Source organism: Pseudomonas matsuisoli (genome assembly GCF_014647635.1).
GTDB lineage: Bacteria > Pseudomonadota > Gammaproteobacteria > Pseudomonadales > Pseudomonadaceae > Pseudomonas_P > Pseudomonas_P matsuisoli.
This window is the reverse complement of sequence record NZ_BMPO01000008.1, coordinates 62,169-83,819: the sequence shown is the minus strand read 5'-3', so window position 1 is coordinate 83,819 and position 21,651 is coordinate 62,169. Positions and strand designations below refer to the sequence as shown.

At 61.3% G+C, this 21,651-nt stretch carries 20 protein-coding genes; 19 read left to right on the top strand and 1 reads right to left on the bottom strand.

What is annotated here, in order from left to right:
* Nucleotides 1-4: 4 nt before the first annotated feature.
* Nucleotides 5-568 (bottom strand): alkyl hydroperoxide reductase subunit C, encoded by a 564-nt coding sequence (ahpC, locus tag IEY47_RS16405; RefSeq protein WP_188984616.1) that lies wholly within the window; start codon nucleotides 566-568, stop codon nucleotides 5-7.
* A 392-nt stretch (nucleotides 569-960) separates the two neighbouring features.
* On the opposite strand from ahpC, the gene IEY47_RS16400 reads away from it, so the two are divergent.
* The 19 genes from IEY47_RS16400 (at nucleotide 961) to IEY47_RS16310 (ending at nucleotide 21,356) form a co-directional block, all read left to right on the top strand.
* The gene (locus tag IEY47_RS16400) at nucleotides 961-2,742 is read left to right on the top strand and encodes an acyl-CoA dehydrogenase C-terminal domain-containing protein (RefSeq protein WP_188984614.1); all 1,782 of its coding nucleotides are present in this window, start codon (nucleotides 961-963) and stop codon (nucleotides 2,740-2,742) included.
* Between the two features lie 634 nt (nucleotides 2,743-3,376).
* Nucleotides 3,377-4,288, top strand: coding sequence for a type IV pilus biogenesis protein PilM (locus IEY47_RS16395; protein WP_188984612.1), 912 nt, complete (start codon nucleotides 3,377-3,379; stop codon nucleotides 4,286-4,288).
* Nucleotides 4,285-4,890 (top strand): PilN domain-containing protein, encoded by a 606-nt coding sequence (locus tag IEY47_RS16390; RefSeq protein WP_229779494.1) that lies wholly within the window; start codon nucleotides 4,285-4,287, stop codon nucleotides 4,888-4,890. Before IEY47_RS16395 ends, IEY47_RS16390 begins: the two co-directional genes overlap by 4 nt.
* Nucleotides 4,887-5,573 carry a type II secretion system protein M gene (locus IEY47_RS16385; protein WP_188984610.1) on the top strand — a complete coding sequence of 229 codons (687 nt, stop codon included), beginning with the start codon at nucleotides 4,887-4,889 and terminating at the stop codon, nucleotides 5,571-5,573. Before IEY47_RS16390 ends, IEY47_RS16385 begins: the two co-directional genes overlap by 4 nt.
* Nucleotides 5,566-5,883, top strand: coding sequence for a Type II secretory pathway component (locus IEY47_RS16380; RefSeq protein WP_188984608.1), 318 nt, complete (start codon nucleotides 5,566-5,568; stop codon nucleotides 5,881-5,883). Before IEY47_RS16385 ends, IEY47_RS16380 begins: the two co-directional genes overlap by 8 nt.
* Nucleotides 5,884-5,885: 2 nt before the next feature.
* Nucleotides 5,886-7,511, top strand: coding sequence for a pilus (MSHA type) biogenesis protein MshL (mshL, locus tag IEY47_RS16375; protein ID WP_188984606.1), 1,626 nt, complete (start codon nucleotides 5,886-5,888; stop codon nucleotides 7,509-7,511).
* 5 nt (nucleotides 7,512-7,516) lie between these two features.
* Entirely contained in the window at nucleotides 7,517-8,446 is a 930-nt protein-coding gene (locus IEY47_RS16370) for an ExeA family protein (protein WP_188984604.1), read from the top strand.
* Complete coding sequence (locus IEY47_RS16365) at nucleotides 8,443-9,795, top strand: tetratricopeptide repeat protein (protein WP_188984603.1); 1,353 nt, start codon at nucleotides 8,443-8,445, stop codon at nucleotides 9,793-9,795. Before IEY47_RS16370 ends, IEY47_RS16365 begins: the two co-directional genes overlap by 4 nt.
* The gene (locus IEY47_RS16360) at nucleotides 9,792-11,513 is read left to right on the top strand and encodes a GspE/PulE family protein (protein WP_188984601.1); all 1,722 of its coding nucleotides are present in this window, start codon (nucleotides 9,792-9,794) and stop codon (nucleotides 11,511-11,513) included. The genes IEY47_RS16365 and IEY47_RS16360 overlap by 4 nt, the downstream gene beginning before the upstream one ends.
* Nucleotides 11,514-11,808: 295 nt before the next feature.
* The gene (locus IEY47_RS16355) at nucleotides 11,809-13,044 is read left to right on the top strand and encodes a type II secretion system F family protein (RefSeq protein WP_188984599.1); all 1,236 of its coding nucleotides are present in this window, start codon (nucleotides 11,809-11,811) and stop codon (nucleotides 13,042-13,044) included.
* Nucleotides 13,045-13,162: 118 nt separating this feature from the next.
* The gene (locus IEY47_RS16350) at nucleotides 13,163-13,687 is read left to right on the top strand and encodes a type II secretion system protein (protein ID WP_188984597.1); all 525 of its coding nucleotides are present in this window, start codon (nucleotides 13,163-13,165) and stop codon (nucleotides 13,685-13,687) included.
* A 22-nt stretch (nucleotides 13,688-13,709) separates the two neighbouring features.
* Nucleotides 13,710-14,159, top strand: coding sequence for a type II secretion system protein (locus tag IEY47_RS16345; protein WP_188984595.1), 450 nt, complete (start codon nucleotides 13,710-13,712; stop codon nucleotides 14,157-14,159).
* A gap of 138 nt (nucleotides 14,160-14,297) precedes the next feature.
* A complete protein-coding gene (locus IEY47_RS20650) occupies nucleotides 14,298-14,768 on the top strand; it encodes a pilin (RefSeq protein WP_188984593.1) in 471 nt (156 codons plus the stop codon).
* A gap of 3 nt (nucleotides 14,769-14,771) precedes the next feature.
* A complete protein-coding gene (locus IEY47_RS16335) occupies nucleotides 14,772-15,209 on the top strand; it encodes a pilin (protein WP_188984591.1) in 438 nt (145 codons plus the stop codon).
* A gap of 8 nt (nucleotides 15,210-15,217) precedes the next feature.
* A complete protein-coding gene (locus IEY47_RS16330) occupies nucleotides 15,218-15,658 on the top strand; it encodes a type II secretion system protein (RefSeq protein WP_229779493.1) in 441 nt (146 codons plus the stop codon).
* 35 nt (nucleotides 15,659-15,693) lie between these two features.
* Nucleotides 15,694-16,149, top strand: a complete 456-nt coding sequence (locus IEY47_RS16325) for a type IV pilus modification PilV family protein (protein WP_188984588.1) — start codon at nucleotides 15,694-15,696, stop codon at nucleotides 16,147-16,149.
* Nucleotides 16,146-17,000 (top strand): PulJ/GspJ family protein, encoded by an 855-nt coding sequence (locus IEY47_RS16320; RefSeq protein WP_188984586.1) that lies wholly within the window; start codon nucleotides 16,146-16,148, stop codon nucleotides 16,998-17,000. The genes IEY47_RS16325 and IEY47_RS16320 overlap by 4 nt, the downstream gene beginning before the upstream one ends.
* Nucleotides 16,981-17,376: a hypothetical protein gene (locus IEY47_RS16315; RefSeq protein WP_229779492.1), complete on the top strand. Its 396-nt coding sequence runs from the start codon at nucleotides 16,981-16,983 to the stop codon at nucleotides 17,374-17,376. Before IEY47_RS16320 ends, IEY47_RS16315 begins: the two co-directional genes overlap by 20 nt.
* Nucleotides 17,373-21,356 (top strand): DUF6701 domain-containing protein, encoded by a 3,984-nt coding sequence (locus IEY47_RS16310; protein ID WP_188984583.1) that lies wholly within the window; start codon nucleotides 17,373-17,375, stop codon nucleotides 21,354-21,356. Before IEY47_RS16315 ends, IEY47_RS16310 begins: the two co-directional genes overlap by 4 nt.
* Nucleotides 21,357-21,651: the final 295 nt, after the last annotated feature.

The following is a 21,651-nucleotide window of genomic DNA, read 5'->3' as shown; positions in this document are numbered from 1 at the left end:
ATCCTTAGATCTTGCCGACCAGGTCCAGCGATGGCGACAGAGTCGCTTCGCCTTCTTTCCACTTGGCCGGGCAAACTTCGCCTGGGTGAGCGGCAACGTACTGAGCGGCTTTGACTTTGCTCAGCAGGTTGGAGGCGTCACGGCCGATACCTTCAGCAGTGATTTCAACAGCCTGGATGATGCCATCCGGGTCGACGATGAAAGTACCGCGGTCAGCCAGGCCCTGAGCTTCGCGCAGGACTTCGAAGTTACGGCTGATGGTCAGCGTCGGGTCACCGATCATGGTGTACTGGATCTTGCCGATGGTCTCGGAGCTGTCGTGCCAGGCTTTGTGAGTGAAGTGAGTGTCGGTGGAGACGGAGTAGATTTCTACACCCAGCTTCTGGAACTCAGCGTAGTTATCAGCTACGTCGCCCAGTTCGGTCGGGCAAACGAAGGTGAAGTCGGCTGGGTAGAAGAAGAATACGGACCACTTGCCTTTCAGGTCGGTATCGCTGACTTCGATGAACTTGCCGTTCTTGAATGCTTGAGCGGTGAAAGGCTTGATCGGGGTGTTGACCAGAGACATGAGCACTCCTTGTTTGGATCGGTTTAAAAGTCGGAAAGAAGGTTAATGGCAGTGGATCATTTTCAAAAATTGATTGAAGCCATCAGATCGATTGCCTCGCTCAATAACCCTATTCTCTAGAAGATTCATGGCGATTGGTAGACGCTGCGCTCAGCGGAAAAAAACCGAGTGTCGAACGTTCGTTTGAATCGGGGCACTGCGATCTACACTGACCCTACAACGCAGGTAAACACTTGGGCCGCTCCATCGCACATTTGGTCGGCGCGGGCCGTTTTCAAGGGCGCGCCTCTGTTCGGACCGTCTAGGGCGGCAATGTTCCTGCAGGCACTACGAATCAGGCTCGGATCAGCATGCGCCGGCACCCTGAATTTCAGCGACAGAGGAAGAATGATATGGCGGACTACAAAGCGCCCCTGCGCGACATGCGATTCATCCTGAACGATGTCCTCGACGTCGCCGCGCATTGGCAAAAGTGGCCCGAATTGGTCGATCAGGTCGACATCGACACCGCCTGGGCGGTGCTGGAAGAGGCCGGCAAGTTGGCGTCGGGCACCGTGGCACCGCTCAATCGAACGGGCGATGAAGAAGGCTGTGTCTGGCACGACGGCGCGGTGAAGACGCCAAAGGGATTCAAGGACGCCTACTCGGTGTACGCAGAAGGCGGATGGGTGGGTGTCGGCGGCGATCCTGCATTTGGTGGGATGGGCATGCCGAAGGTGATCAGCGCACAGGTCGAGGAGATGATCAACTCGGCGAGCCTGGCGTTCGGCTTGTATCCCATACTGACGGCCGGTGCCTGCCTTGCGTTGTCCGCACATGCCAGCCAAGCCCTGAAGGAGCAGTACCTGCCAAACCTGTATTCCGGGGTATGGACCGGGACTATGTGCCTGACCGAAGCCCATGCGGGGACCGACTTGGGCCTGATTCGAACCAAGGCGGAACCGCAGGGCGATGCGTCCTACCGTCTCTCCGGAAGCAAGATTTTCATCACCGGTGGCGAACATGATCTGACCGAAAACATCATCCATCTCGTGCTGGCGAAATTGCCCGACGCCCCGCCGGGGCCGAAGGGCATTTCGTTGTTCCTGGTACCGAAATTCCTGATTGGAGAAGACGGCTCTATCGGGGAGCGCAATGGGGTGAGCTGTGGTTCGATCGAGCACAAGATGGGTATCCATGGATCGCCCACCTGCGTGGTGAATTTCGATGGGGCGCAAGGGTGGTTGGTCGGTGAGCTTGGGCGCGGCTTGAACGCGATGTTCACGATGATGAATTACGAGCGCCTCGGCGTCGGCATCCAAGGGCTCGCTGCGGCAGAGCGCTCCTGGCAAAGCGCGCGTGAATACGCCTGCGAGCGCTTGCAGAGCCGCGCTCCGTCCGGCCCACAGGCACCCGAAAAGATGGCGGACCCGATCATCGTCCATCCAGATGTACGGCGCATGCTGTTGACCATGAAGGCACTCAATGAAGGCGGTCGCGCGTTTTCCAGCTATGTTGCCCTCCAGCTGGATACTGCCAAATACAGCCCGGATGAAACCGAGCGCACTCGAGCGGCTGGGATGGTGGCGCTGCTGACCCCCGTGTCGAAGGCGTTTCTTACCGACGTGGGGCTCGAATGTACCGTGCACGGCCAGCAAGTGTTCGGCGGGCATGGGTATGTCAGGGAGTGGGGACAGGAGCAACTGGTGCGTGATACGCGCATCACGCAGATCTACGAAGGCACGAACGGAATACAGGCGCTCGACCTAGTCGGGCGGAAGATCGTAGCTAACGGCGGTGCTTATTTTCGGCCCTTCGCGGCAGAGATCCGGGCGTTCATCGAAGGGGCTCCAGCGGAGCAGGGCGAGTTCGTCGCGCCGCTGGCGAAAGCGCTCGAAACCCTCGAAGACCTGACCCAATGGGTCGTTCGACGAGCTGAGTCCGACCCGCGCGAAATCGGGGCGGCCTCGGTCGAGTACCTGCATGTTTTCGGCTATACCGCGTATGCCTATTTATGGGCGAGGATGGCGGCCACGGCGAGCAGTCACCAAGACGAATTCCACCAGAACAAACTGGCCACCGCTCGGTTCTTCTTCGCGCGCCTCCTCCCACGTATCCATTCACTGGAGGCCATTGTGAGGGCGGGCAGCGAAACGTTGTATTTGTTGGAGGATGACGCTTTTCGGGCGACGTAAGCATTTACTTACAATGCGTGCTGCCAATCGCTTCTATTCAGCTCTGAGCTCGCTCCGTAGTCTTGCCCACCAAGGACGTAGCGCAGGAAGCGCCAAGTAACACAGGGAGACGATGGATTTTCGCCAGGACGGCGATAGACGAAGGACGTCAGGATTACAGTCTGCAAAACCCCGCTTAGGCGGGGTTTTTTCTTTTCTGCTTTTCGTGCCGCATATGGTCCGCGCCCTCGGACCAGTAAGGCTCATTCCCGCAGGCCACACGTTGCACGCCGCACGTGTTGAGGCGACGCGGCGGCCGTCCGCTTCAGTCGCCTATGCAGCGTCACAAAAGCGTCCATTTTCATCCGGTCAGCCTGCCCCGACAACCGCTCGACGAAAAACACTTCCCCGCGGTCAAGCTCGCGCAATGCCCGCCGATATGCAGGATCGGGACAGCGAACGGCATCACTTTCCGGCTGTGATACAGTTGACACAAGGTGATGGCACATTGTCAGCATTCGCGTGCGCTCTATGTTGGCCCGGCGATTGCGTATGCGCGTGTGATCGACATGCGGCGCCAGAGAATCGGCGTGGCATGAGAGGCGGGATTTCGCGAGGTGCCAGAGGCATCCGCAAGGATAGGGCAGCAAGGGACATGAGTTTGTTCAACTGGACGCGAAAAAAAGTTTCGACGACCGCAGGGCTCGTCGGCATTGAAAGTGCCGACGACGGTCTGGCACTTGCGCACGTCCAAAGCGAAGCGGGTGCGGCCGTCCTGCGTCGCTGCCTTCATACTGCCGCACCGGTTGCAGCGCACGCGGCTTTGTTGAAAGGCTGGGTCGATACCCATGGCCTGGCAGGAAGCCGCGTCAACGCCGTCCTTCCGCCTTCCGCCTATCAACTCCTGCTGCTGGATTGCCCGGACGTCAGCGATGACGAACTCCGTGACGCCATGCGTTGGCGGGTGCGCGATCTTATTACCGAACCGCTCGAGAACGTCGTCGTCGATGCCTTTACGCTGCCTGCCGATGCCTACCGCGGGCGCAGCCGAATGGCGTATTGCGCCGTGCTTTCCAAGGCCCGCATGCAGGCGTTGGAGGCGCTGATCAACGGCGCAGGTTTGCAACTGGATAGCATCGACATTCGCGAAATGGCGTTCCGCAATCTGGGGCTACTGGCCGGTGCGGACGCGTTGAACATCGCTGTGCTGCGGCTCAATGCCAATGACGGCCTGATCACCGTTCAGCACGGTCCGGACCTGTACATGGCACGGCGTATCGAACAGGGCTTGCAACGCGCCGCCGGCGATTACTCGGGCATCACCCTGGAAATCCAGCGGTCCCTCGACTACTTCGAAAGCCAGCTCGGCAAGGGTTACCTCAACCGCCTGTTGCTGGCGCCTGCTGGCGATGCCACCGGCGCTATCCATGAAGCGCTGTCGGCGGGGCTTGCCGTCAACCTGCAACGTCTCGATCTGTCCACGCTGTTGGCGAACGACGAGGCCCCTGTCGTGTTGGATAACGGTTTCGCCGCGATCGGCGCCGCGCTGAGACAAGAGGCGGCATGATGCAGAACCTCAATCTTTATCAACCCGGTGAGCGCGTCACCCAGCGCGGCCCGCAGTTGCCCCACGTGATCGCAGCGTTCGCGCTGATGTTCGTGGCGCTGGTGGTGCACGCGGGGATACAGCTTTGGCAGGCCAGCGCCCTTGAAACGCGCTTGGCGAATGCGAACGCCGCTGCGCAAATGGCCGAGACGGAGCTCGCGGCGGTGAGTGCGAATTTCGTCGCTCCCGTACTGGATGCGGGCTTGCCGCCGCAAGTGGCCGAACGTCAGGCGGCGAATGCCCAGCTTTCACGCCTCGAGCATTACCTGGTAGGCCTCGAAGACCAGCGCATCGCCGGCTTCGCTGGCGTGCTCAAGGCGCTGGCGGACCAGCATCCTTCCAGCGGGTTGTGGTTGACCGCCATTTCGCTGCAGCAGGGCGGTGTCGACATGCGCCTGCAAGGGCTTAGTCAGACGCAAACGCTATTGCCGGTCTATCTGGATAGCCTGGGACGTAACCCAATCCTCGCCGGCCGGCAGTTCGCTCAGTTCGCCGTGGAGCGGGACCCGTCGGGTCTGTTTGGTTTCAGCCTAGATTCTCGCGCCGCGGAGAATAAGCCATGAAGGCACTGATCGCTCGCTGGCAGGCGTTCGCGCCGCGTGAGCAGTGGATGGCGTTGGCGGTCGCATTCGCGAGCATCTGCATGCTGTACGTGGTGCTCGTGTCCGACCCGTTGGCCGCGCGCCAAGACGAACTCGAACGCGCCAGGGGCATGGCCGAGTCCAGAACCGAGGCCGCCCGGCAAGCGCTCAACGCGATCGAGGCACAGCGCGCGGCCGATCCGAACAAACCTTACCGGGATGCCCTGCAAGCTGCGCTCGCCGAGCGTCAGCTACTGCTCGACGGTATCGACCGCAGCACCGCCGGATTGGTGACACCCGAAACGATGCGCCGTGTGCTGCAGGACCTGCTGCAGGAACAGCCCCAACTGCGCTTGCTCGGTGTACAGAGTTTCAGCCAGCCGCTGGTGATTCCTGGGAATGAGCCGGTGGCCTCGAATACGCCGGATGCGACGGAGAGAAGCGTCCCGCAAACACCGGTCGCGCTGTATCGCCATGGCGTGCGGCTCACCCTCGAAGGCGGCTACTTCGACCTGCTGGGCTATCTCGTCGCCGTACAGAAAAGCGGCTGGCGATTGCATTGGGAAAGCCTGAATTACGAGGTCGGCGAGTCTGGCCCGGCAAAGGCGCGGATTTCCCTGGAGCTCTACACGTTGAGTCGGACCGCGGGGTGGATCGGTGTTTAAGTTCATCATGGCCGCGTTCGCGGCACTTTATGTCGCGTCGGCGCATGCCGTCGTCGACCCGACGATGCCGCCAGTCGAACTGCGCACCGCCTCCGCGACGGCTACCGTTGCCACCGAACCGCTCACTTTGCAGGGCGTGCTCGGCGGGCGTACACCACGCGCCGTTATCAACGGTGTCTCGGTGCCCGTTGGCAAGGAAGTCGCCGGCGCCCGTGTCATCAGCATCCGTTCCAATACCGTTCTCGTAGAGCGTCAAGGTCAGCGCGAATGGCTGCGCCTGGCGCCCACCATCCTGCAGTTGAGTCGATAGTCATGACCTCCAACCGTTTACCTGCCTTCATTGCGCTGGGCTTGAGCACGCTGCTCGGCGCCTGCCAAACCTTTCCGGATGGCAACAAGGAGCTGCACGAGCAAGGCAATCGAATGCTGCAGGAAAGCATCGAACAGAACACCCGTCGCGTGACGCCGCCGGCTTCCGTGCAGGCCGCGCTGATTCCGCCCTTGGGGCTCGACGCGCCCACGGTGTCCAGCGGGCCGCGTTTCGACGTAGCGGTGAAGGACATGCCTGCCCAGGAATTCTTCCTGAGCCTGATGGACGGTGCGGGGCAGAACCTCGTCGTGCATCCGCAGGTGACTGGCACCATCACGTTCAGCCTGCGCAACGTCACGCTCGAAGAAGTGCTGGCCGCGGTTCGCGATGCCTACGGTTACGATTACCGCCGCACCACCTACGGTTACCAGATCCTGCCGAACCTGGCGGTGACCCGTAGCTACGACCTCAACTACCTGAATATCCAACGCCAGGGCACGACCGATACCCGTGTCAGCTCCGGCCAGGTCAACACCAGTCAGGACACCGGTGCGACTGCCGTCGGCACCACCACAAGCAGCAGCGCTACGACCGTGAATGCCAGCCAATTGGTGACCACCAGCAACGCCGACTTCTGGTCGGAGGTGAAGTCGGTGGTAGAGATGATCATCGGCGGTGAGGAAGGCAATAACGTCGTGGTCAACCCGCAGGCCGGCATCCTCGTGGTACGCGCTTCGGTGGCGGATCAGCAGAACGTCGAGCAGTTCCTCAAGAAGGCGCAGCGCAACCTGCAACGCCAGGTGATCCTGGAAACCAAGATTCTCGAAGTCCAGCTTTCGGACCAGTTCCAGGCCGGTATCAACTGGAGCTTCCTGCAGGGCCAGAAGGGCATCGGCCTGGGTGGATTCTCGACGCTGGCCAACGGCGTGAACGTACCTACGGTGCCCATCACTGGGCCGCAAGGCATTGGCGGCGTGTTCGGCGCCACCTTCGACTTCGGCAACTTCGAAGGCGTGCTGCAGCTGCTGGAAACCCAAGGCAACGTCCGCGTGCTGTCCAGCCCGCGCGTGTCGACGCTGAACAACCAGAAAGCCGTAATCAAGGTCGGCAGCGACGAGTTCTTCGTCACCGACGTGTCCACCACGACGACGTCGCTTGCCGGTGGCACCACTGCGCCGGATCTGGATGTCACCCTGACGCCGTTCTTCTCCGGCATCTCACTCGACGTCACGCCGCAGATAGACGAGAACGAAGAAGTCACCCTGCACGTTCGCCCGACGGTGAGCGAAGTGACTGACCAGAACAAGAGCATCCAGCTCGGCAGCAGCGACAACGTCTTCAATCTTCCGCTGGCGCTGTCCACCACGCGGCAGTCTGACTCCATCGTGCGTGCGCACAGCGGTCAGGTCGTTGTGATCGGCGGCCTGATCCAGAACATCTCCGACAACACCGACGCCAACGTTCCGTGGGCCTCGAAGCTGCCGTTCGTAGGCGCAGCCTTCAAACAGCAGCGCCGTAACACGCAGAAGAGCGAGCTGGTGATCCTGATGCGTCCGCAGGTGGTCGATGACCAGGTGTGGATAAATGAGCTGCGCAAAAGCGCCGAATCCTACTCGGAGCTGAGGTAACCGCGATGTACCGCGCCTACTTCGGCTTGCGCGACAAGCCCTTCGCCCTGACCCCGAATACCGAGTTCCTGGTGCAGCTCGCGCCGTATCAGGCCTGCCTGAATCTGCTGCGCGTGGCGCTCGGCGAAGGCGAAGGTTTCATCAAGGTGACGGGGGAGGTCGGTACCGGCAAGACGCTGCTGTGTCGGGCATTGCTCAACGAGCTGGACGCCGAGCGCTTCCAGGTCGCCTACCTGCCTAATCCAGGGCTGACCCCGGAAATGCTGCACCGCGTGCTGGCGGATGAACTGGGGCTATCGCTGGCCGAAACCCTCGGCGATCACGCGGTACTCGCGGCCATCAACCATCGGCTGATCGAGATCGCAGCGGAGGGTCGCAGCACTATCCTGCTGATCGACGAAGCCCAGGCGCTGCCGCCGGAAACGCTGGAAGCGCTGCGCTTGCTGACCAACCTGGAAACCGAGCAGGCCAAGTTGCTGCAAGTCGTTCTGTTCGGTCAGCCCGAACTCGATGCCTTGCTGGAAAGCACCGCCTTCCGCCAGTTGCGCCAGCGCATCACCTTTTCCTACAAGCTGCATCCGTTGTCTGTCGAAGACGTGCGGCGTTACCTGCTCGAGCGTCTGTCCGTAGCGGGCTACCGCGGCGAACCGCTATTCGGCGCCTCGGCCGTGCGCGCCCTGGCGCGGGGGAGCGGTGGTATTCCTCGGTTGATAAACATCCTCGCCAACAAGTCGTTGATGGTGGTGTTCGGGGAAGGACGCCGGCAAGTTTCGGCCCGCCACGTGCGTCGCGCCATCGCCGACACCGAGGGCGCCCGACCCTTTCTGCGTCGCTCGCTGGCGATCTGGCAGTGGGGCGTCGCCGCCTGTGTGCTGTCGGTCGGCGTATTCGCCGGCGTCTGGGCCTGGACACCCGCCGGAGCGCTGCTGCCATGAGTCTGGTCAATGACATGCTTCGTGATCTCGACGCGCGCCGTGCCGGTGGCGAAGAGCGGGCATCGTTGGCGAACCTGCGGGCGGCCGACGAATCTTCTTCGCGTCAGGGCACCAATAAGCGCACAGCGTTCTGGCTGGTACCGTTGGTTGTGCTCTGCGTCGCCGTGGGGCTTGCCTGTGCTCACTATTTCACCCGCGGCAGCGAGGTCGTCGCACCCGAGGTCGCGCCAGTCGTTGCCGTCGCACCGGCAACGCCAGCCAATCAGCTGCTCGATGTGTTGCCGCAGAACGATGGCAAACGTTTCGTGCTGCAGTTGTTGCTGGATCAGTCGGTGGGCTATCAGCGCATCGAGGAGAACGGCGCCGTACGCCTTCTACTTCGTGGTACGCACTTGAGCACACCCGATGCCGAGAGTGGCCGGGTGCAGCGTGATGGCGCGAGTCTGTCCTGGCGCGTCGAGCAGAAGGGCGATGACGTTCAGGTGTTGTTCGTTGGCCTGGCTGGCGATGTCTCGCTGATAGACAGGCTCGAACGTGCGGGCGATCGCTGGCAGCTCTGGCTGGAAGTGCCGTTGGTGAGCGAGGCGGATGCCGCTTCCAGTGACGCGGACGACCTGGCGAATATCCCGGCCTCCGCTCCGCGTGAAGAAGCGCTGCCGGATTGGCGCGCACGCAATGATTCCGCTATCGATACTGCGCCGCCACGTGCCGCCACGGTGTCGCTGCCCGCTGCTGCTCCGCCGGTACCGGTCACTGCACCACAGATAATGATTGCGCCCCATCGCGCCGACCCGCTGACCGAGGCTCGCCAGGCGCTGTTAAACGGTGATTACTCCCGTGCGATCGGCCAGCTGGAAGCTCTGAACACGGCGCGTCCGGAAGACAGCGAGACGGCCCGTTGGCTTGCGCGTGCCTATCTGGCGGCAGGCGATCAGATGCGCCTGCTGGCCTGGGCGCCCGCTCAACTCCAGCGCTTCCCGAATGACTCCGAACTCCGCGTGCTGCTGGCCCGCGCGCAATTGCAAGGCGGCGACAGCCAGACGGCCGTCACGACGCTACAAACCAACCCGCCGCCGCTGGCGAAGGATCCCTCGTATCACGCACTGCTCGCGGCGGCGTTTCAGCAGACCGGCCAGTGGCGTGAGAGCGCTACGCGCTACGGCATGCTGCTGGCGCTGCGCCCACGCGAAGGCGCCTGGCAACTGGGTATGGCGATCGCGCTGGAGCAGCTTGGTCAGGCTACGCAGGCCGCCGGCTTCTATGCGCAGGCGCAACAGAACCCAGGGTTGGACGATAACAGCCGGCGTTTCGCCGCCGAACGGGCACGGATTCTCGGAGGCCAATCATGAGTGACGCGCCCCAGCGCAAACTACGTCTCGGCGACCTGTTGGTTCAGGCCGGGCTGATCAGCGATGCGCAGTTGCAGATTGCGCTTCAGGAACAGAAGCGCACCGGCTTCAAGCTTGGGCGCATGGTCATCGACCTGGGCTTCGTGGCCGAGGCGCGATTGCTCACCGCGCTGTCCGAACAGCTCAAGATTCCGTTCATCGAGCTGCGTCATTTCAAGTTCGATAACGCCCTGATCCAGTCGTTGCCCGAAGCGGTCGCTCGGCGCTTCCGTGTCATGCCGCTGTCCCGCGAGGGCGGTGGCGTGCTGCTGGGCATGTCCGACCCGCTCGATCTGTTCGCCCTCGACGAAGTCGGGCGGATTCTGAAAAGCCCGGTTTATCCCGCCGTTGTGCGCGAGAGCGAGTTGCTGCCGACCCTCGACGTCGTCTACCGGCGGACCAGTGAAATTGCATCCATCGCCGGTGAGCTGGAAGGCGAGCTGCAGGACAGCGATTTCGATCTGGCTCGCCTTGGCGCCGAGAGCAATGTCACCGATGCCCCGGTCGTGCGCCTGTTGCAGACGCTGTTCGAGGACGCGGTGCAGGTCAGTGCGTCGGACATCCACATCGAGCCGGACGAAGGTGTCGTGCGCATTCGTCAGCGGATCGACGGGGTGCTCAACGAGCAGGTGATGAAGGAGGCGCGTGTCGCCTCGGCGTTGGTCATGCGCCTGAAGATCATGTCCGGCCTGGACATCTCCGAGAAGCGTTTGCCGCAGGACGGTCGCTTCAATATCCGGGTGAAGAACCGTAGCCTCGACGTGCGGGTCTCGACCATGCCTGTGCAGCATGGCGAGTCCGTCGTGATGCGTCTGCTGGACCAAACGGCGGGCGTGTCCAACCTCGATTCAAGCGGGATGCCGCCGGACATTCTCCAGCGCTTCCGCCTGCTCTTGTCGCGCCCGCACGGGATGATCCTCGTCACCGGCCCGACTGGTTCAGGTAAGACCACGACGCTATACGCTGGCCTTGCGGAACTGAACAGCCCCGAGAACAAGATCATCACCGTGGAGGACCCGGTCGAATACCGCATGCCGCGCGTCAATCAGGTGCAGGTCAATCCGAAGATCGACCTGACCTTCGCCCGCGTGCTGCGCGCTGCTCTGCGTCAGGACCCGGACGTCGTGCTCATCGGTGAGATGCGGGATCAGGAAACCGCTGAGATTGGCCTGCGCGCCGCGCTCACCGGTCACCTGGTGTTGTCGACCCTGCACACCAACGATGCCGTGAGTACCGCGATGCGTCTGGTGGACATGGGCGCGGAGCCGTTCCTCGTTGCCAGCGCCCTGCACGGCATTCTCGCTCAGCGCCTGGTGCGCCGCGTCTGCGAGAACTGCATGGAAGACCACGATGCCTCGCCCCGCGAGCGCGTGTGGTTGGAAAACCTGCATGGTTGCAGCCTCGAAGGACGCCACTTCAAACGCGGCGGCGGTTGCCATCATTGCCACAACAGCGGGTATCGCGGCCGGATCGGCGTCTACGAATTGCTGGAACTGAACGAGCCGATGATCGCCGCCCTGCGCCGCAGCGATCCACAAGCCTTTGCCGAAGCCGCCGCCAAACAACCGAGCTACCGCCCACTCGCCGCCTGCGCCCTGGATTACGCCCTCGCGGGCGTGACCAGCGTCGAGGAAGTCCTGCGGGTGTGCGCGACCTTGGGTGATGAGGTCGGGGTGTGAGGGGGCGAATCGTGGCGGCGCAAAAGCGTAGCGGCGAGCACCGTGCGGGCTTTTGTAGGAGCGGGCTTGCCCGCGAATGCGGTGTCAGGCATCACGAATTCGTCGCGGCAGAAACCCCATTCGCGGGCAAGCCCGCTCCTACAGGTATGGAGATCCTCCAGACATTTTGCGTTGCCCCTCGCGGGCATGGCCCGCTCCCACGACGAGACACAAATACCTGTGGGAGCGGGTCGGGCGGCGATCTGTCATGCCCGCGATGGATTTCGGTGCGGCATCGCATCGGAGGCATGCACTAATGGCCACCTTCCTCTACCAAGGCCGCGACGCCGGAGGTGCCAAGGTTTCTGGCAAAGTACAGTCCTCCAGTGCCGACGCCGTCGCCAGCGAGCTCATGGCCCAACGCATCACGCCGCTGACCATCGTCGAGCAGGTCGAAAGCGCGCAAGTCGACGTCCTGGGTGAGCTCAAGTCGCGCCTGCGCCGCAAGCGCGTCGAACTCGACGAGCTGATCATCTTCACCCGGCAAATGCACAGCCTGGCCAAGGCTGGCGTGCCGATCATTCGCGCCATCAGCGGTCTCGCCGAGTCCCATCGCAACGCCTATTTCCGCGAAGTCTTGCAGGACGTCCGCAGCAGCCTCGAAAGCGGCCAGTCGATGGCCACGGCGATGAATACGCATCCCAAGGTTTTCAATCGCTTGTTCATCAGCATGATCAGCGTGGGCGAGAACACCGGCCAGATCGACCAGGCTTTCCGGCAGCTGTCGAATTACCTGGAGCTGGAGCGCGAGACACGCAAGCGCATCAAGCAGGCGACGCGTTACCCCACATTCGTACTCGTCGCCATGGCGGTGGCGCTGGCGATCATCAACCTGTTCGTGATCCCGGCCTTCTCCAAGGTCTTTCAACAGTTCCACGCGCAACTGCCGCTGCCGACCCGCATCCTGATCGGCACCTCGAACTTCTTCCAGCACTACTGGTGGCTGGTGCTGATCCTCATCGTCGGCGGGCTCGTGGCCTTCTTCCGCTGGAAAAAGACCGATACCGGTGAAGTGACCTGGGACAGGATCAAGCTGCGCCTGCCCATTGTCGGCGGCATCTTCGAGCGCATCGCCCTGGCGCGTTTCACCCGCACCTTCGCAATGATGTACCGCGCTGGCGTGCCGCTATTGCAGACGCTCTCGATCAACAGCGCCTCGGTGGGTAACCGCCATATCGGCAACGCCATCCTGAAAATGCGCGACGGTATCGAACGTGGCGAGGCATTGACCCGCACCGCGTCGGCCAGCGGCCTGTTCACACCGCTGGTCCTGCAGATGATGGCTGTCGGTGAAGAGACCGGTGCACTGGACGACCTTTTCGTCGAAGTCGCCGAATTCTACGAGCAGGAAGTCGACTACGACCTCAAGCAGCTGGCCAGTGCCATCGAGCCCATCCTCATCGTCGCGATGGGCGGCATGGTGCTGGTGCTGGCGCTCGGTGTGTTCCTGCCCATGTGGGAGCTGGGTGCAGCCGCTCAAGGGCGCGGTTAAACAAGTCATGTTTTTTCGAGTACCGCCGATAACCATTTCGGTGGTTTCGCAGTGGAAAGACATCAAAGTGTTTTGCAGTGATGGCAAAATAATATCCAACGGATTTCGGGCGAACCTTATGAAGAATCAACGCGGCTTTACGCTTATCGAACTGGTGGTGGTGATCGCCGTACTCGGCATTCTTGCCGCCGTCGCGTTGCCGCATTTCATGAACACCACCAAGGATGCTCACCGCGTCACCGTACGCAACGCTGCCGGCGCCTTCACCTCGGCGGTGACGTTGGTACGCGGGCAATACGAACTCAACCGCGCGGGTGGTGCGAACGGCTGCCAGGCGGGTAACTGCCAGATCAACGTGCTCGGCTACGGTAACAACACGGTCGACGTGAACGCCGCCGGTTGGCCGGTTGGTACCGAGCGCACCGGTACCCCCACGATCAACACCAGCATGAGCGCCGACGAATGCCGCCGCCTCTGGGCCAACTTGCTACAGGCCTCGGCACCGACCGTAGCCGGCGACACCGCGACGTTCACGTCCTCGTCCAACGGTCCGCGTTGCCTTTACACCTACACCCTCGATGGCGGCGATGACGTCATCGAATACAACAGCAATACCGGCGAAGTGTTCGTCAATTTCAATTGATTTTGGGCAGGAAACCTTTCCCATGAGCAAGCAGCAAGACGGTTTTACCCTGATCGAATTGATCGTTGTGATCGTCATGCTGGGTGTTCTGGCTGCCGTTGCGTTGCCACGGTTCGTCAACCTGGGTAGCGATGCTCGCGTGGCGACGATCAAGGGCTTGGCGGCGTCACTGCGCTCGGCTTCATCCATCGCGCACGCAGCCTACGTCGCGGCGGGCTCGCCGAGTACGAATTCGATCGTGATGGAAGGCAAAACGATCGATCTGGAGTTTGGTTATCCGAAGAGTTTCGGCTGGGGCATCGTCGATGCCGCCGGTGTCTCCAATGACGATTTCGACATTACCGATGCCAATGACATCACGACGTTCAAGGCAAAAGGCGCTGCCGACGCAGCTACCTGCCAAGTGGTTTACACCGCCGCGAAGGATGCCAACACACCACCGACGATCGTAACGACGGTGAGTGGTTGTTAAGGGGCGGCCACGTGAGCAGGTGTCGGTAGAAAAACAGGTTTGTTCAAACGTTCGATGACGATGACGTCACCGGGCATAACCGCAATACCGGCGAATGACTCGCCGTTTCCAACCAAGCGTCAGAGGGGAGTAGTACTGATGAAGAAGCAACAAGCGGGTTTTACGCTGATCGAATTGATCATGGTGATCGTGATTCTGGGGATTTTGGCGGCGGTGGCTTTGCCGCGGTTTGTGGATTTTGGCGGTCAAGCTAGAGCTGCATCCGTAAATGGTATGGCTGGTTCACTGCGGTCGGCCTCAGCTATTGCGCACGCTGCATTGCTCGCAGCAGGTGGAAACAACAGCACCGCAACAGTAGCGATGGAAGGTACCTCAGTCGATTTGGTAAATGGCTACCCAGCTGCAACTGCTAGTGGTATTTCTCGTGCAGTTCAGGCTGAGGGCTACACGGGCACGGTTGGTACTAACTTGATTACGTATGTTCCGACGGGCTTTACGGGCAGCAATTGCCAGGTGGTCTACAACGCAGCTACTACCACCACCACTGCAAACGTTACAACCGTCACGCCTCCTACTGTCGTCGTGACTACGGGTGGTTGCGGCGGCTGATAAATGCGCGGCTTCACCCTCATCGAACTCATCGTGGCTATCGCACTTGTCGGCATCCTCGCCGCCGTCGCGATTCCGCGTTTCGCCAACTTTGGTACGGACGCTCGCGTGGCTGCCCTCCAAGGCGTAGCGGGTTCGATGAGGTCTGCAGCCGCGATCGTGCATTCGGCTTACCTGGTCAATGGCAGCGTCAACAACGTCCCGACCGGAGTCGAGGGTGCGCAGATCAACACCCAATACGGTTATCCCGACGCCTATGGCGACGGGATCATCGCAGCGGCGGGGATCTCAACCAACGATTTTGCGGTGTCCCACAAGGACGGCGTGACGATGGTGAAATCCAGAAACGCACCGGACGCGGATGCCTGCAAGGTGGAATACACCAAAGCCATGAATGCCAATACGCCTCCGGTAGTCCTCGTCACTACCAGCGGTTGTTGAGTATGAACATGCGCGGTTTCACCCTCGTCGAGCTGGTCATGGTCATGGTGATCATCGGCATTCTCGCCGCTGTGGTGGGGCCGCGTTTTTTTGATCGTCGGGTCTTCGATGAGCGGATGTTCTACGAAGACGTGGTCAGCGCCGTGCGCTATGCGCAAAAGCTGGCGATCTCCAGTGGTTGTCTGACCCAGGTTTCCTTGACACAGAACGGCGGATATCGCGTCCAGCGTGCGACCGGCTGTGTGTCGGGCAGCTATGCCACCGATGTGCGCGGACCGGATGGGCAAACGCCATTCGCCAATGCCAGCGTTCCCTCGGGCGTGACACTGACCGTGGTCGGCTTTCCCATAGCGTTCGATTCGCTCGGGCGGCCTAGCAGCGGCGCATCCGTGAAGGTCGGCAGTGGTCAGGTTTTTTCCGTGACCGCCGACACCGGGCTCATCCAATGAACGCGCGCCGGCCGACCCGTGGACCCCAGCGTGGCATGACGCTCATCGAGCTCGTCCTCACCATCGTCATCGTGAGCATTGCCGCAGTAGCGCTGTACACGGCGATGGCGTCCATCACGGCGCGCTCCGCCGATCCGATGCTTCGCCAGCAAAGCCTGATGATCGCGGATGCGTATCTGGAAGAAATTGGGCTCGCCGCCTTCATGCCAATCGCCAATCCGGCCTGTACGCCCATACGTTCCTGCTACAACGATGCGCGTGACTACAACGGCGTGTGGGAGGCGCCCACGGATGCCAATGGCGCGCTCATCAATGGCCTGTCGGATTACCGCGTAGCCGTCAGTGTGACCGGCCCGACCGCTCTGTCGGGCGTGCCCATGCTCGTTATCGGCGTGACGGTAACGGACCCTGCCGGGCAACTGCTCGCGCTGACGGGCTATCGCGCGTGTTACGGCGAAACCGATGCGGCCGGCGCGAGCGTTTGTCCATGAAACATAGCCGGGCTTTTACGCTCGTAGAGCTGATCATCGTGATCGCGGTGTCCAGCGTCGTGGCGATCATGATCAGTACGATACTGTCCCGGCCAATGCAGGGGCTCGTCGATCAAAGCCGGCGCTCCGCTCTGGTCGATATGGCGACCGTTGCCCTGGACCGAATGGCGAGGGACATCCGCCTGGCCGTCCCCAATTCGCTACGTCTAAGCGGTGCCTGTGTATCGGGCGGAGCCAACTGTCGTGTCGAGCTGCTGCGCGCGCAGATTGGCGGGCGCTACCGTGCTTCGCCTGACGCATCCAACGTCAGGCGTGACCCGCCAACCTGCGCGGCCAGCCCCTGCACGGTCGAAGTGCTCAGCCCGTTCAACGGTACTGACCAAGCGCTGATGAGTACCATCAATTGGATGGTGATCTACAACGTCGGCGGCAGTGAAGCGGGAAGCAACGTGTGGCCAAATGGTTCGGCCACCGGTCCGGCAGTCGTATCCCCGAAGGTGGCGGTGACGCTTACGTCGTCGAACGCACTCAGCCTGTCCGGCAGCGGTGTGGCCGGATTCTCATTCAAATACGCGTCGCCTCAACATCGCTTCTATCTGGCCGATAAGGTGGTCGGATACGACTGCGCCGGCGGAGCATTGCGGCGCCAGGAGTTCACCAGCCTTGCCGCGACCGGCGATTACAACTATTCCGCCGCTGCGCCATTGGCGAGTGGCGTAAGCGCCTGTGTCTTTCGCTACGACCCCGGTACCGCTCGCCGGAACGGCTTGATCACCCTGCAACTGACCTTGGCTAAAGGCGGCGAACAGATCACCTTGATGAAACAGGTCCATGTCGACAATGCGCCGTGAACGAGGCTTCGGTCTGGTGGCCGCGCTGTTCCTCATTATCGTCGTCGCTGGTGCGATCGCCGCGATGGCGCGCTTGACGATGACGACCAACAGTTCGGTGTCTTTGGGGCTTCAGCAAGCACGCGCCTACCAAACCGCACGAGCAGGGATGGAATGGGGCATAGCCCGGGCATTGAAGGGGCAGAGCTGCGGCGGTCTTTCGGCGCTGAACGGCTTCTCAGTATCGGTGGGTTGCACCTTGAGCAGTACCGTAGCGGTCCCCGAGGAGAATAAATCGGTGCAGTTCTACCGTATCGACGTTGTCGCTCAATACGGTGCGGTAGGCGACCCGGATTACGCCTATCGCAGCCTGACATCGGTGGGGGAAAAGCCATGAGAAGCCGCCTGCTGTTGGGGCTGACGCTCCTGGCGTTCTCGGCTGTGGCGCAAGCCGCCAATTACACATTAAGCGCGACGAAGCCCGCCTTTTGTTCGGGGACCTGGGCGGCCTCGGGGTCGACTTATACCTGCAGCGGTAAGGTGACGCTTGCCTCTGGCGATGTTGTCAGCAGTTCGGCTGCCGCGACGATCAGGGCGGGTGAGGGGTATCAGATCGCCGGCAGTACGCTTGGCTCGAACAGCGTCGGGGTGAGCATCGTTGCTACCGGCAGTTCTGCGATTACTGTAACGGCGACCTCGCGGATCAATGGCTCGGTAACCAGCGGTTCCGGTGTGATTTCGCTTACCGGGACCACGGTAACGGGGGCTGTTACGACATCGGATGGGGGCAAGGCTACATTCTCGGGCGGGTCGGTCGCCGGGGCGGTTACCGTCCCAGGCGGTGTTACTGCCTCGAACGGCGTCACATTCGGCAGCAGCATCACCACGTCTGCGGGCGGCGACGTCACCCTGGCTGGAGGCTCGGTAGCGGGCGCGGTCTCCGCTGGCGGCGTGGTTACCGCGACAGGCGGTGTCACTTTCTCAAGCAGCGTATCCGGGGGCGCCGTGAACCTGACCGGAGGGTCCGTCGCGGGCACGCTGACCTCGACCTACGGTGCCCTGACGACCAATAACACCAACGTCTCCGGCAATGTGACGGCGGGCAGTGGCATCATTTCCATCACTGGCGGCACGTTGAACGGCAACATCAGTGGCAACTGCTGCAAAGTTGGTCTAAGCGGCGCGACGCTTACCGGTAACGTCTCCACCAACAGCGGCGATATCGAAATCGCAACGTCTACCGTGAACGGTAATCTGACGACCAATCAGAAGATTACGCTGACTAATACGACCGTCTACGGCGGCGCGCAAGCCGCGAGCTGGAGCACGATCTCGGGGGATAGCGCCAGCAAGGTCTATGGTAACTGTGCGCCGACCGCGACATCGCCCTCAAACCTGTGTAATTCCACGGCGATCACCAGTTGCTACGTGGACAACTTCGACCGGAGCACGCTGGGCGATGACTGGGCCGTGACGAGCCGCAATGGCAACTTCGGTACGCCTCGTATCGTTGCGGCGAACAACGCCTCTCGGCTGCGCCTGACCGACAACGGTGGGAACGTCTCTACCGCAGCAACCTTGAATCGCCTGTTCCCTGCCAAGGGCAACTTTGTTCAATTGCAGTTCAAATACTACGGCTATGGCGGGAATGGCGCGGACGGGGTGGCGGTTGTGCTCTCCGACGGCAGCGTCACTCCGCAGCCCGGCGCTTTCGGTGGCCCACTGGGCTACGGATTGCGGGGAAACCAGTATTTCGCGGGTGGCTGGCTGGGCATCGGTATCGATGAATACGGCAACTTCTCGAACGAGGGTGGCGTGGGCAGCGTTGGTTTCAGGCCCGACTCGGTAGCGATACGCGGCGCCGCCGGGCCTAACAACAACAGCTTCCGGTGGCTGGCCGGTACGAGCGCCAACCTGGACCCCGGCGTCGACGTTTCAGGCAGTACACCTGGCCCTGGACATACCTACCGCATAACGGTCGATAGCATGACCAGTGGCAAAACGCTGGTGTCGGTGGACCGCGATACGGGCTCGGGTTTCAAACCGTTGATCTCTGCGTTCGATGCCCAGTCAGCGCAAGGTCAAACGGCCGTGCCGGCGAATTTTTACCTGTCGTTCACTGGCTCCACTGGCGGCTCGAATAACTACCATGAGCTGGACGACATGCAGATTTGCGCGACGCAAATCTCGTCCAGCAGCACACCCATCGATCATTTCGATTTCAGCTATACCAGCCCGGGTCTGACCTGCACCGCGCAAGAGATGACCGTCCGCGCCTGCGCTAACGCGAGCTGCAGTAGCCTCTACACCGGCGAAACGTCAGTGGTGCTTTCGGGCACTGGCCCGGCTGCGAACTATTGGAGCGCCACGGCTCCTGCCAGGATGAACGGGACCACACTTACCTTTTCTGGCGGGTCGGCAGTCGTCCAGCTACGGCATACCGTGGCCGAAGACGTCACGCTCGGCTACGGCGCGTCCACGCCGGCAGCCAAACCGCTCAGTACACCGACCTGCTCGACAGCGGGGTGCAAACTGACCTTCGCGGAAAGCGGATTTTTGATCGACATCCCGAACATGACGGCGAACAAGCCGGTTACCGGCAGCATCCGCGCCGTCCGTGCCTCCGACAAAGCCGGTATCTGCGCTCCGGGGTTTGCCGATGTAACGCGCACGATTAATTTCTCCGCGACTTACAGTGACCCTACCGGTCCTTCCTCTTCAGGCGCCATCCGGCCTATCTCTATCAATTCAGTCGATCTGATTCCTGCAGCTTCGGGAGCAACCCCTGCGGCGAAAGGGATCAGCCTGGCATTCGACCGCAATGGATCAGCCCCGCTGACCGTGCGTTACACCGACGCCGGGCAGATGAAGGTCAGTGCGACCTATTCAGGTGGCAACAATAATGACGCGTACCTATCGATGAAGAGCGGCACGGGCGACGCCCTGTTCGTCAGCAAGCCCTACGGCCTGTGCGTTACGGCCCCTTCCAGTGTGCCGGTTGCGAAACCCGAGGCGCAGTCCTGCCGAGACGGCAGCGTGGGCAACTGCGCTGTATTTCCAGACGGCATCCGCGCGGGTGACGCCTTCCCTTTGACGATCCAGGCCGTGGGCTGGGAGGCGGATGGCGAGGCGCTAACAGCCGGCGCATTGTGCGACAACATCGTCACGCCGAATTTCGTTCTGCCCGCCGTTGAGCTCAAGAGCACGTTGGTAGCACCCGCGAATGGCGTGCCTGGCGTCTTGACTCCAGCTACCTATGATCATGCCGCTGGTGCACAAAACGTCGTCAGCAGTAAGCAGTCCGAAGTAGGCGTTTTCACTATTACGGCAGCGCCCACTGCCGGCTATTTCGGTCAAACGGTGAGCGGTGGAACCAGTGGCTATGTCGGGCGTTTCATTCCGGCGATGCTACGGGTGGAGGACAACTCTCCCAAACTGGCGCCGAGCTGCGTGGTCAATAGCGCCACAGGTTTCGGGTTCAGCTATCAGGGGCAAGACATTGGCTGGTCCACCTCACGTAGCCCGGCCATCACCGTCACTGGCGTCAATCGTGATGGCTTCGTGACGCGAAATTATGATCGCGGCGCCTTCTGGCGACTTTCTAGCCAATGGGTAAGAAGCTACGGATTTGGCACGGACGATAAGGGGGTCCACGACAACGCGCGCCTGAGTGGCGGGGCGAGCCCGAATGACGAGCCCTCCTTCGTGGAAAGCGGCGCCAGCGACGGTGATGGCGCTCGGCAGTACGCGTTTGCCAAGGACAAGATCCGTTACGTCCAGCGGAATTACTCCCCGGTCGGTACGGATGCCCCATTCGAACCCTACGTGACCATGAGCATCGATCCCGCTGCAACCAAGGACAGCGATGGTGCGTGTTATACGGGCGGGAACAATGACGTCGGCGCGGCGTGCGCCTCGTACAGGGTGGCCAACATCTCGTTCATAGGGAGCGGGAACGCCAAGAGCGTCGTTCGGCTAGGCCGGGTACGTATTGATAATGCGTCCGGATCCGAGCTATCCCCGCTCGCGTTGCCTCTACACTTGGAAACCTATACCGGTAACGGATGGACGTTGTCCTCGGACGATAGCTGCTCCGTTATTGGCGCAGTCTCCTTGGATACCTACACCGATAGGCTGAGCGCTGGAAAAACAACCGCTACGGTCGCCGCACCTTCCAACGGGGCCGGACGGGTGACCTTGAGCGCCCCTGGTTCGGGCAACTACGGGACCGTGCGCGTAGTGCCGTCGGTATCGGAATTTCTCAAGTTCGATTGGCTCGGTACCGGTCAGGGCTTTCAAGCGCCGAGCGCTACGGCATTCTTCGGCATTTATAAGGGATCGGAGCCTCTGATCTTCCGCCGCGAGGTCTACCGTTGAGGTAGGCTGGCTTTGGCCAGAAAGCAAAAAGGCCGCTCCGAGGAGCGGCCTTCTGCTTTGGGGATAAAAGAAGGGAGTCTCGGCCTGCCTGTACCAAGGTCCCTGAAACTGGATTGCTTAATACATTGCAGGCGGCGTACCAACTTTTAACTTTTCCTTAGATAACTAAAAATTGTCTTTAATTTCAGTTGTTTATGATTGGGTGGGCTGAGTGCGTATCGAGCGGGCAAAATATTCGTAATACGCACGCGCTGGTGTGTGGCCCCAAAGTGGTGCGTCGCGCACAGATTTGAAA